This window comes from Sulfitobacter sp. F26169L (assembly GCF_026410285.1).
Taxonomy (GTDB): domain Bacteria; phylum Pseudomonadota; class Alphaproteobacteria; order Rhodobacterales; family Rhodobacteraceae; genus Sulfitobacter.
Window position 1 is genome coordinate 288,200 of sequence record NZ_JAPMLP010000001.1, and the last position, 11,853, is coordinate 300,052.

Below are 11,853 nucleotides of genomic sequence, written 5' to 3' on the forward strand. Positions count from 1 at the left end.
AAAGCGTGTATCGGATATGCTCGCCGCTACCAGACGCTGGTTGGCCAGCGGACCCGGTATCATCCTGATCGCCCTGATGGCGATGGCATCGCTGATCTGGGCTTTTTTTGAAATTGCCGATGCTGTAGGCGAGAACGAAACCGACCGGTTCGACAGGCTGGTCATGCAAGCCCTGCGCAATCCCGCAGATATGGACGACCCCCTCGGCCCGGTATGGGTACAGGAACTTGCCCGTGACATAACGGCGCTGGGCGGGGTTGGTGTGCTTACATTCTTTGTGGTGGCGGCTGCGGGGTATTTGTGGTTGGCGCGTGATCGCGGGCTTTCAGTTTTCCTGCTCGCTTCGGTCTCGACAGGTGTGCTGCTCAGCCAGGGGTTGAAAACGGTCTTCGATCGCGCGCGGCCTGATATCGTTTCGCTAGAAACCGCAGTTTACACCGCGAGTTTTCCCAGCGGTCATTCGCTGATGGCTGCCGTTGTGTACCTGACACTGGCGGTTTTGCTGGCGCGCAAACTGGACCGCAAGGTAATCAAAACCTATATTCTCGGGCTGGCGATGTTTTTGGTGATCACGATCGGGTTAAGCCGGATCTATCTGGGCGTGCATTGGCCGACCGATGTGCTGGCGGGGTGGGTCATGGGGGCGGCATGGGCGCTGTTGTGCGGATTGTTCGCCAGATGGCTGGCCGGCCGTGGCAGTGTCGGGCGCGAAACCGCGACGTGATTTCACGGGGGCAGGGCAGCGGCTCAGTGTCGCGCTACTGTTCTTTCAGCGCCTTTCGTGGCTTGGATAACCCTTCGGCCAGTTTTTCGAGCGGGATGCCCCGCCTGAGCGCGCTTTCCTGAACAGCACCCTGAATGACCTTGCTGCGTCTAAGCAGACGCAGGAATTTGGTCTCGTCCAGTACCAATAAAGTTGTCGGCGCGATCGCGCGTACTTTCGCGCGTTGAGGGCGGCGCATGAGCAAGCTCATCTGGCCGAACATCTCACCACGTCCAAGCCGCCATTTCTGTCCTGCAACATCCAGCTCAACAGCGCCTGAAGCGACAAAGAAGACACGGCGCTGGGCACTGTCGCGGTGCAAGATATCCTCTCCCGGATTGATGTATCGGGTGACGAGTGAGCGCGCCAGACGTTTCAACACGGCGTCGTCCATGCCGGAAAACAGCGGGAATTGGCGGACAAGTTCGGCTTTTTGCAGGGTCAGGTCCAGCAGCGGCGCCGCCTCGGCGCGGTTGCGGCGTGCAGTGATATCGAGGTTCAGCGCGCTGTGGACTTCCTCGCCGATCAGCCCGTCCTCAAGCAGGCTGTCGTATTCGCGCTCTTCCAGACGCAGGGCCGTGCGGCGGATAAACCGCCGCTCCATTTCTTCGGCATAGCCGGGGTACTGCAACCGCAATCCCTCCAGAGCCTGCTCAACCGTTTCAATCCGCCGGTCCAACATTCCGTGCAGCAATTCCGCCACGCGGCGGCCATGAATGCGGCGGATGCGCCCGTCGATAAATCCGTGCAGATCACGCAGGATCAGCCGCTGTGCCAGCAATAGACCAAAGCGGGTCGCCGTGATCCGCGCCAGGGGAAGTGAAAACCGCAGGCGGTTATGAAGAAAAATCGCTGCTCTGAGCCCGCGGTTATAGCCAAGACTGCGCGCCGCTGCCTTTTTGTAACCGCTGCGCCCGTCAAAACGCGAACCTTCAATCAGTGCATCCGCATCCGACAGCAGCTGTTCGGACAGCGCGGATGAAATGGTACGATCACGGAAGCGCGCGATGATTGAATCCCGCTCCGCACTGGCCAGCGCGATCAGCCCCAGCGTGATCCGGTCACGGTCCAGCACGTCAACGCTTTCGTCGGCCGATTTGACCGCAACATCCAGACGTTCGCCAAATTCGATCGCTTCGGCGCGCACGGTTTCCTTGCTCAGTTCATAGTTTCCCGTAACCTTGGCTAGATCCTCGCGCACGGTCTGCAAGGCAACGGCGATGACCTGATTGTACAGGGCATTGTCCAGTGGTGACAGTTTGTCGAGCCCGAGCCAGCCGATCACCATGCGCAGGGTGGTTCCCTGTATCAACAGCGTGAACAGGGTGAACCCGGTGGCCAGTATGGCAACCTGCTGCTTGATCTCGACTGAAATCGCCGCGCTTTCGGTGACGGCAAGGGCCAGCGACAGGGTGACCGCCCCGCGTAGACCACCCCACATGATCGCCACGCGGTAGGGGCGCTCGACCACAGGCGAAAGGCCAAGCCGCGTCAGCAATGGCAGCAGCCCGTAAAGGATCAGCGCGCGTGCGACGATAGCTGCGAGGACAACAACCATGATCAGGCCGATATCCTTGAGCTGGATTGTCTCCAGCATCCGCGGGATCAGAAGGGCGGCGAGAATAAAGATCAGCGCACCCGCCCAATGGGCCAGCAAATCCCAGACTTCGCGCAGGTTCTGCCATGTTGCGGGGGGCAGCCGGCGCGGACCGGCCAGTTGCAATGTCATCGCGGCGACAACCACGGCAATGACACCCGACGCACCAACAGATTGTTCAGCCACGATATAGGCAAGATAGGGCAGGGCGATGGATATGGAGATTACCGCCAGTTCGAACTGGCTGAACAGCGCCATCACCCAGATGGCAATGCGTGCGGCAATCCAGCCCACCAGAACACCACCCACCAGCAAAACGGGAAACCGCGCCAGTGCAGCCTGCACCGACGGATCAGGCACGCCGGCCATTACAAATTCCATAAACAGACCTGCCAGCGCAATCGCGGCGGCGTCATTCAGCAGGCTTTCCCCTTCGATGATCCGCGCAAGGCGGCGCGGCGCCGAGATCGAGCGGAAAATGCTGACCACTGCCGATGGATCTGTGGTGGATACAATTGCACCCACCAGCAGGGCCGCCGACAGCGACAGTGTGCTGACAAACGCCAGCGAATACCCGACTACAAAAGTGGCCACAAAAACCGCTACAACCGCCAGCACAAGGATCGGCACCCAGTCGTCAGCCATGCGCCGCAGGTTCAGCCCCAGCGTAACCTGAAACACCAGCGTAGGCAGAAAGACATACAAGAAGACATTGGACTTGATCGGCAGAGCAAGGATGGCCACCGCAACCGGATTAAGCGCATCCGTCAGATCGGTGCGCAGAAAGAACGTGGCCGCCACCCCGACAAAAATGCCAAGGCAGGCGATGATCACCGCATAGGGCAGGCGCAGGTAATGGGCCAGCGGCTCGGCTGCGCCGATCAGCAGGAACAGGGATGCGATGATTGTGGTGACCAGAATAATATCCATACCGCAAAACCTACCAGATTTTCAGGCATAAAAAAGCGCCGCCTGGCGGGCGGGTTTTCGATGGTAGGGCTGGCGACAGCGTGGCGGTTTTCATTTGCCTGCCTGCTGGCGCGGGGGGCTGGACAACTGGTAAATGGCCACTGCCAGCGCCGTATATCCAATGGCGAGGATGATCTGTAGCTGCACCGTACCGGCAATGTCCTGCGGTGAGGCACCCATCTGGTTTACCGCCACAAACGCCGAAATCGCGCTGGAGGAAGGCACCAGCAGGGACAGGATATGCAAATGCTGGGGGATCGATTCAATCGGCCACGCAATGCCCGACAGAAAAAACAGCGGCAGCCCCATCACCACCAGAAAGAACACCACGCCCTCGCGCCACGGGATCAATAGCGCAATGGCAAACCCCATCGCAGTGCAGGCACAGATGAACGGCAGCGCGACCAGCAAAAGCGTGCTGAAATCTCCGGTGCGTGGAATGCCGTAAAAAAGCGGCAGTAAAAGCTGCGTAAACGCAACCCAGACCACATACAGGCCAATATAGGCCACCGGCGTGGCCCACATCCGCAATCCTGTAGGCATTCTGCGCCCGGCATGAAGCAGGCCGATCCCCATCATCAGGGTTTGCTGTAAAATCAGCACAAACGAGGCAGGCACCACATAGCTGGCATAGCCGCCCTGCGGGTTGAATACCTTGATGTTTGTTACGCTCACAGGAGAGAGCGATGCGCGCGCCTGAACATCGTCCATACCCGTGGCCGTCAGCCGCTCGAAATTGACCTCGGCACCGACGGCGCGCGCAACTGTCGTGACGGCTTCCATGATGTTGGAATAGACCAGCAGGTAACTGCCGTCGCCGAATGCGGCGATCGGGGCAGGAACTTGTGCCAGAATATCCTTTTCAAATCCCGCAGGAATGATGACGATGCCATAGGCTTCACGGCGGAAAAACGCATCGCGGGCGGCGTCCATGTTGGGCATGGCGGACACGATTTCAACCTGATCGCTGGCGTCGATCCGGCGCAGGAAGCTGCGGCTTGCGGCGGAATTGTCCTGATCAATCGCCACAATCGGCACATCGCGAACGACCTCGCCCACAAACGGCTGCGGATAGAGCACACTGTAAATCAGAATGCCTGCGATCATCGTCATCCGCGCATTTGGATCGCCCAGCAGGGTGCGCAAGGCGGCAGTAACCTCGGACAGAAAAAGCCGCAGCGAAATCATGTGTTCACCCCGACCGTCTGAGGGGCGCGCCGTGATGCGCGGTATATCATCGCCCACAACAGGGCGGTGAAGGCGACAAGCAGCGCAAACAGCCACAGCATTGCAGGCAGGGAGTATTCCAGCGGCGCGCCGCGCAGGGTTTGATCTGTGCGCAGTTGCAGATAGGGAGTGAGCGGAATGATAGATCCCCACGCCTGCGCGAAGTCAGACATTCCGAAACGCGGAAAGCTGACACCGGCAAAGCCGAAGGCGGGCGCAACGATAACGGCCATCATGCCCAAGGCGCCGGTGGTGTCGCGCGCGATCATCGCCACACATGCGCCAAGCATTTGACAGGCCAGAATGAACAGCAATCCGTTCAGGAAAAACACCGCAACATTGCCACGAAAATCCGCACCGAAGAAGATAAACAATAAAACGTCCCCCAACAGAAGGACCAGCGTACCCAGCACGGTATAGGGCAGCAGTTTGCCCAATATTGCCTGCGCGGGCGTTTTGGACAGATGCATCAGCCGCGCAATTCCGCCTGCCGAATGACGCTCGCGCGAGAATGACAGCACAGCGGCGGCACAGATGAAAATCTGCATCACGGTCGGTATGATCGCCGACAGCAGGAACTGGATGTAATCCAGCGACGGGTTGAACAGCGGGCTTTGTTGCACGGGGATCGGGGTGATCAGCTCTGCCGCGCGGTCAGGTCCGACGCCGTTACTTTCCAGCAGGCGCAGCGACACACCGGCAGAAAATGTCAGCGCGGTGGTAAGCATACTGCGCGCAGCCGTACCACCAGCGGCGAGAAACTGGTTATTGGAAAAAATCACGATTTCCGGGCTCTGGCCCAGTTGCAGGTTGCGCTCCATCTGTGGCGGGATCATCAGGATTGCGTATACCTCGTGGGCGACCAGTGCCTGACGCGCTTGGGCAAGGGAGGGAACCTGCCGCGCGACAGCGACATCGGATGCACCGTCAACCATGCGCACCACCTGCCGAGACAGGGTTGAGCCGTCAAGATCCACGACCGCCACAGGCAGATCGCGCGGCAGACCCGGCGCAAAAACCGCCGCCAACGCGATAAAGATGATCAGCGGCATCGGGGCCAGCATAAAGGCCAGCGCCGGACGCGCCGCGATCTGGCGCAATTCGCGACCCAGAATGTGACGAAAGCCGAAAAGGGATGCCCGGGCGGTCACGGGATTTACCCGCCGCTGCGGGTGGTTGCAGGCCAGTCGACCAGCGCGCTCATCCCGGGACGCAGGTTATGCACCTGTTCAACCGGCTCTGCACGCACCGAGAACGTTCGCAGATCGAAATCACCCGTCGCTTTGGTGGCGCGCCAGTTGGCATAGCTGCCTTCTACGTTGATCGCTGTGATCGTGGCGGGAATTGACCCGTGATCAGGCCCCAGTGCAGGCACACGCACCTCAAGCGGTTGGCCAACCTCCAGCCCTTCCAACAGGTCTTCGCGCAAATTGAAGGTGAACCATGCGTGATCCACATCGACAACCGAAATCAGCGGCGCGCCCGCACTGAACAGCTTGCCCACTTCGGCGGTGCGGGTCGTTACCTCTCCGTCGATGGGGGACACGACGGTCAGTTCGTCCACATTCGCCTTTAGCTGGGCGCGATTGGCTTCTGCCTGCTTTACCTGTGCTACAGCCACAGCCTTTTGTTCCTCGCTGGTGCCATTGCGGGCCTGATCCAGATTTGCCTGCGCCGCGGCCTGCGCCTGAATGGCGGCGTTAAGCGTATTGGTGATCTGGTCAAGATTTGCCTGCGACACGACAGAATTTTCGCGCAGCTTGATGATCCGGTCATAGTTGCTCTGCGCGAGTGTCACATCAGCCACGGCCTTGCTTAACTGCGCCTCATAAACCGCAATTGTTTCGGGACGGGTTGAAAAGGCAAGATCGCGGTTTGCTTCGGCCACCGCAATGGCCGCCTGCGCTGTAGCCAGTTGCGCCATCAGTTGGGGGCTTTGCAGTTGCACAACGACATCGCCTGCGCTGACCCGATCGCCAAACCCGACAGGTGTTTCCGACACCCGTGCCGTAATTTGTGCGGACAGGTCAATCCGCGTGGCTTCAACCTCGCCCTGCACCAGATAAGTTGCAGGCTGGCGCACCGACCACATCAAAAGGGCGGCCACCGCCACAACAGCCAATACGGCCAGAATTGCAGTTCTACTTGTCTTCATGTCGGCTGACCTCGGGCTTGGCAGGTGAACGTGGGCAAGCGGTGATTGCATCGCCGCGCATCTTGAACAGGCAAGCTACATACCGCGGTGACGACCCACAAGGGCAGGCGGGCTGTGACGCTGTGTTACCGCTCGCCGTCTGTGACCAGATCGGGGTCATCGGACAGCAAAATAGCAATCGGGCGTGTTGCATCGAAATGGCTCAGCACAATGGCAAGGATCGCGGTCATCGGAATCGCCAAAATACTGCCTGCAATCCCCCAGAGGGAGGTCCACACCGACAGGGAGACGAGAACAATAAAGGGCGACAGGTTGACCTTTTTTCCGATCATCCGCGGTTCAAGAAAATTGCCCACCCACATTTGTGCAGAGGTCAGCAGGACCAGCACATAAACAGTGGTCTGCAACGTGCCGAACTGCGCCATCGTCAGCGCCACGGGAAACAGCACTCCGATCAGCGATCCGAAATAAGGAATGTAATTAAGCAGGCCGATCATAATCGCCCAGAACAACGCGAAATCAACGCCAAATAACCACATCACCCCAAAAGAGATGGTCGCGAGGATGGCATTGATCAGTGTCTTTACCGCAAGGTAGTTTCCGATACTTGCGTTGATGCTGGCGATGATGTCCTGTGACTGCCGCCCGCTTTCACCGGGCAGTGCGAGCGAGATTTTGTGGGCAAATCCGCCGCGCTCTCCCATTAGAAACATCGCGTATATCACCACCAGAAAAACCACACCGGCAAGTGATCCGACACGTCCCACCGCCACGCCTGCAACGCTTTGCACATTGATGCGCCCGATTGTGCTGTCCCAGACGACGTTCCAGTCTGTCGGCACGTCGATGCCGAACCGTGACAGCAGGCTGTCGGCAAGTGTGTCGAGGTTTTGTTGATACACCGGCACCTTGGCTACAATCTGCCCTGCGGTAGATATGATCACCCCCGTCAGAACAGCAATGGCAAGGATAAACGCCAACAACACGATCACACGCCGCGCAATCAGCGGAAGAAACCGCGTCACTGGCTGTATGCCTAGCCAGTTGCTTGCGCTGACTAGGATATAAACAGAGATGACTGCCACAAAGATTGGCACAAGCAGCGACCTGCCGATCACCAGCAAATATCCCGCCAGAATGACCAGCAGAACGGAATAGACGAGGTTCTGGAGCCGTGAAGGCTGGTTTGGTCCGTGAATATCCATGAAACGGCCCTTTGTCGGATTCATCCCTGTGATCGGGTTGCTGCGTGAACAGCTACTTCGACCCTCTGGGCAAGATTTCGTCAAGAGCGGACGTTAAGGATTGAACAGATAGACATTATTGCCCCCTATAGGGGCACCCGAACCTGCTGCGTGACGTCATTCCCCATTTTGGGCAACGATTGTGCGGCATTCATTAACCCCAGCGGAGGCCGGAATGCCCGATGCCAGCAATCACACGATCAAGAATTTTTCGAGCGTGTTTCCGACCTATCTGGATGCGCTCACCGGCTTGTTGATCGAGTTGCGCCGCGCCTTTGACGGTGATCTCGATAAGGCGTTGATCATGGCCGTTGTGGGCGAGCGCCACTTTGCAAACCGCGTGTCTGTCGACACCCCTACGCTGGATACGCTGGGCGCTACACCAGTCACGGATGGGCCAAGCATAAACGTACTGTCTGTCGCGCAATACACTGATATCCCTAGGGAAACAGTGCGCCGAAAAGTTGCCGCGCTGATCAAGCGGGGGTGGATCAGCTGTGACGCGCAAGGCAATCTATCGCCAACTGCGGCGGCCGCATCGGATCTGCAAAACCGGACCGATGCAACCGTAAAATTCATCGACAGGATAGCGCGCGCCAGTCGCGGCTGAGGTGTTATGGAAGGGGTCGCAGGCGTTGTGCGTAGCCCTTGCCCAAGCGCCGCTATTGTGACGCGGATCAATCCTGCCGCGCCAGTGCATCACATCAAAAACGGCACCATACCGCCTCCGCGCAGGGATTGCTTTGCCCACCCGTTGACATACCTGATGTGCTGATACGCCAAAAGCAGCCGGAAACGCGCAAACCGGTGAAAAATTCGGTTTTCAGGTCGGAAAGGAGAGTGGAAATGTATGATCAGAACCATTTCAGGGTCGAGGGCGACGTTGCCCTTGTGACAGGTGCAGGCGCGGGGATCGGGCGCGCCATCGCTTTGACACTTGGAGCGGCTGGCGCTGCTGTCATGGTCAGCGATCTTGAACGCGCCACCGCGCAGACTGTGGCAGATGAAATTACCAAATCCGGCGGACGTGCTGCGGCAACCGTTTGCAACATCACCAAAGAGGACGACCTGACAGCCGTTGTAAGCGACACAGTCAAAGAGTTTGGCAAGCTGACCATTCTGGTGAGCAACGCAGGCGGAGGCGGGCCAAAGCCGTTTGACATGCCGATGGGTGATTTTAAACGCGCCTATGAGCTGAACGTGTTTTCATTGTCCCGACTTGCGCAACTGGCCGCACCTGAAATGGAAAAAGCAGGCGGTGGCGCGATGCTGGCGATCACGTCCATGGCTGGTGAGAACAAGAACCGCGAAATGGCGTCTTACGGATCGTCCAAGGCCGCTACAAACCACCTGATCCGCAACATCGCGTTTGATCTCGGGCCCAAGGGAATCCGCGTGAACGGCATCGCCCCCGGTGCCACGCGGACTGGTGCGCTGAACTCGGTCCTTAACGACGAGATCGAAAAAACGATGTTGCAACATACCCCGATCCATCGGTTGGGCGAGCCACAGGATATGGCGAATGCCGCTTTGTTTTTATGTTCGCAAGCGGCGTCCTGGGTATCGGGGCAGGTTCTGACAGTGTCAGGCGGCGGCGTGCAGGAATTGAATTAGGGAAATGATGATGAACAAGTTGATTACAGCGGCAGTGGCCGCAACAGTTACAATTGCAGGAGCCGCCATGGCGCAAGAAAAACCGCTGGATGCCAAGGCATCCAACCCTGTCACGCTGGGATGGATGCAGGGGTTTCCGCCGCCCCCTGACAAGACAATCCGCTATACCGATCCTGATTTCTTTGCCTTTCCCAAACTCCGCTGGACGGTTTGCAACTTCAGACAGCTGATGCCCAATGTTGCGGTGCCGAATGCTGCCGGATCGGTCAGCACGCTGCCGGCTGATCCGGATGCCGGTATAGACGCGGTTGAATTCAACGTTCTGAACAGTGACGAGGTGATGACATTCGATGCCGCCTTTAACGCAAATTACACCGATGGCCTGCTGATTCTGCATCACGGACGAATTGTGTATGAACGATATGACGGGTGCCTGGACGAAAACACATTGCACGGCGCAATGTCTGTCACGAAAAGCATCACGGGGCTGATGGCCGAAGTTCTGGTCGCCGAAGGGCGTCTGGATGAAACCGCCCTGATGGCTGACATTATTCCCGAACTGGAAGGCAGCGCCTTTGCCGATGCAACTGTCGCACAGGTATTGGAGATGACAACCGCGCTGGATTATTCGGAAGATTACAGCGATCCCGATGCCGAGGTCTGGACCTATTCCCAAGCGGGCAGCACATTGCCCAAGCCCGAAGGCTATGACGGTCCGCGCAGCTATTTCGACTATCTGGCCACGGTGCAGAAAAACGGGGATAAACACGGCGAGGCCTTCGGCTACAAGACAGTGAACGCGGACGCAGCTGGCTGGCTGGTTGCGCGCACGGCGGGCAAATCTGCCGCGCAGTATCTGTCTGACCGCATCTGGAGCCGGATCGGCACCGAGCGGGAGGCGTTTTATACTGTCGATTCCATCGGCACGCCGTTTTCCGGTGGAGGTTTCAATGCAACGCTGCGCGACATGGGGCGGCTGGGGCAGTTGATTTTGCAGAACGGTGAATGGAATGGCGAGCAGGTGATCCCCGCCGCAGCGATCGAGCGTATCCGCCAAGGTGGCAATCCGGCTGCATTTGCCAAAGCAGGCTATGATCTGCTGCCGGACTGGTCCTATAGCGGTCTGTGGTGGGTCAGCCACAATGACCACGGCGCATTTGCCGCGCGCGGTGTTCACGGCCAGACAATCTGGGTCGATCCGACTGCCGATATGGTGATCGTGCGCTTTGCTTCAAATCCGGTGGCAGGCAATGCCGCAAGCGATCCGACGTCCTTGCCGGCCTATCAGGCGGTTGCGGAATATCTGATGGAACAGGACGCAACGCCGCAACTGGCAGGGCGTGAATGGCTGATCGAGGATATCGCAGGCAAAGGCGTGATTGACAGAAGCCCCGCCAGCCTGCAATTTTTACCAGACGGATCGCTTGCCGGAAACACTACCTGCAACCGGCTGATCGGCACGTATGAGCAGACGGAAGAGGGGCTGTCATTGAACCTGACAGGCACCACCATGATGGCCTGCCCACCGGCAATGGCCAATCAGGAACAGCACCTGACGCAATTGTTGCCCAAGGTTGTTTCCGCAGCTTTCGATGAAAACGCAACGCTCACCCTGACAACCTCCGATGGCGAGACGATCATTGCCCGCCGCCGCTGATATCAAAAGACTGGAAAGAAAATGAACACTTCTACCGATATGGAAAATGCGATGAATTTTTTGACCCGCAACTGGTGGCTTTTGCTGCTGCGCGGGATTGCGGCGATTTTATTCGGTCTGGCGACCTTTGTCTGGCCCGGCCTGACGATTTCGGTCCTGATCATCATGTTCGGTGCCTACATCCTGCTGGACGGGATAATCGGCGTGGTGGATGCGCTGCGCTACCGCGAGGGCGTCGATAACTGGTGGTTCTGGCTGTTTGAAAGCATTTTGGGCATTGTCGTGGGCCTGCTGACCCTGTTCATGCCGGGCATCACCGCACTGGTTTTGCTGATGTTTGTCGCAGCTTGGTCAATACTGGGCGGGGTGTTGCGAATTGTGGCCGCGATCCAGTTGCGCAAGAAAATCGAAGGCGAATGGATCATGGTGCTCAGCGGAGTGCTGTCTATCGTGTTCGGAGTTGCAATCATTGCGCTGCCGCATGCTGGATTGGTGTCGATTGCGTGGCTGATCGGGTTCTGGGCAATTGCATTCGGCATCCTGTTTATCATGCTGGCGTTCCGGCTGCGCAAAGCCGGCGGATAAAACAATGCCCAAGCCCCTTGGCGGGGGCTTGGGCACACAGGC

At 58.3% G+C, this 11,853-nt stretch carries 10 protein-coding genes; 5 read left to right on the forward strand and 5 right to left on the reverse strand.

Annotated features, from left to right (window positions below):
• The first annotated feature begins 16 nt into the window (after nt 1-16).
• Entirely contained in the window at nt 17-724 is a 708-nt protein-coding gene (locus tag OS189_RS01330; RefSeq protein ID WP_267165476.1) for a phosphatase PAP2 family protein, read from the forward strand.
• A 34-nt stretch (nt 725-758) separates the two neighbouring features.
• Here OS189_RS01330 and OS189_RS01335 read toward each other — a convergent pair whose 3' ends face one another.
• The 5 genes from OS189_RS01335 to OS189_RS01355 all read right to left on the reverse strand — a co-directional run bounded on the left by OS189_RS01335 (nt 759) and on the right by OS189_RS01355 (nt 7,916).
• A complete protein-coding gene (locus OS189_RS01335) occupies nt 759-3,290 on the reverse strand; it encodes a cation:proton antiporter (protein ID WP_267165477.1) in 2,532 nt (843 codons plus the stop codon).
• Nucleotides 3,291-3,380: 90 nt separating this feature from the next.
• Complete coding sequence (locus tag OS189_RS01340; protein WP_267165478.1) at nt 3,381-4,517, reverse strand: ABC transporter permease; 1,137 nt, start codon at nt 4,515-4,517, stop codon at nt 3,381-3,383.
• Complete coding sequence (locus OS189_RS01345; protein ID WP_267165479.1) at nt 4,514-5,707, reverse strand: ABC transporter permease; 1,194 nt, start codon at nt 5,705-5,707, stop codon at nt 4,514-4,516. Before OS189_RS01345 ends, OS189_RS01340 begins: the two co-directional genes overlap by 4 nt.
• Before the next feature lie 5 nt (nt 5,708-5,712).
• The gene (locus OS189_RS01350; protein WP_267165480.1) at nt 5,713-6,711 is read right to left on the reverse strand and encodes an HlyD family secretion protein; all 999 of its coding nucleotides are present in this window, start codon (nt 6,709-6,711) and stop codon (nt 5,713-5,715) included.
• A 125-nt stretch (nt 6,712-6,836) separates the two neighbouring features.
• The gene (locus OS189_RS01355) at nt 6,837-7,916 is read right to left on the reverse strand and encodes an AI-2E family transporter (protein WP_267165481.1); all 1,080 of its coding nucleotides are present in this window, start codon (nt 7,914-7,916) and stop codon (nt 6,837-6,839) included.
• A 214-nt stretch (nt 7,917-8,130) separates the two neighbouring features.
• On the opposite strand from OS189_RS01355, the gene OS189_RS01360 reads away from it, so the two are divergent.
• The 4 genes from OS189_RS01360 to OS189_RS01375 all read left to right on the forward strand — a co-directional run bounded on the left by OS189_RS01360 (nt 8,131) and on the right by OS189_RS01375 (nt 11,811).
• Nucleotides 8,131-8,565 carry a hypothetical protein gene (locus OS189_RS01360; RefSeq protein ID WP_267165482.1) on the forward strand — a complete coding sequence of 145 codons (435 nt, stop codon included), beginning with the start codon at nt 8,131-8,133 and terminating at the stop codon, nt 8,563-8,565.
• Between the two features lie 236 nt (nt 8,566-8,801).
• Entirely contained in the window at nt 8,802-9,569 is a 768-nt protein-coding gene (hdhA, locus tag OS189_RS01365; protein WP_267165483.1) for a 7-alpha-hydroxysteroid dehydrogenase, read from the forward strand.
• A gap of 10 nt (nt 9,570-9,579) precedes the next feature.
• A complete protein-coding gene (locus OS189_RS01370; RefSeq protein ID WP_267165484.1) occupies nt 9,580-11,226 on the forward strand; it encodes a serine hydrolase in 1,647 nt (548 codons plus the stop codon).
• Nucleotides 11,227-11,247: 21 nt separating this feature from the next.
• Complete coding sequence (locus tag OS189_RS01375; RefSeq protein WP_267165485.1) at nt 11,248-11,811, forward strand: HdeD family acid-resistance protein; 564 nt, start codon at nt 11,248-11,250, stop codon at nt 11,809-11,811.
• Nucleotides 11,812-11,853 lie beyond the last annotated feature (42 nt).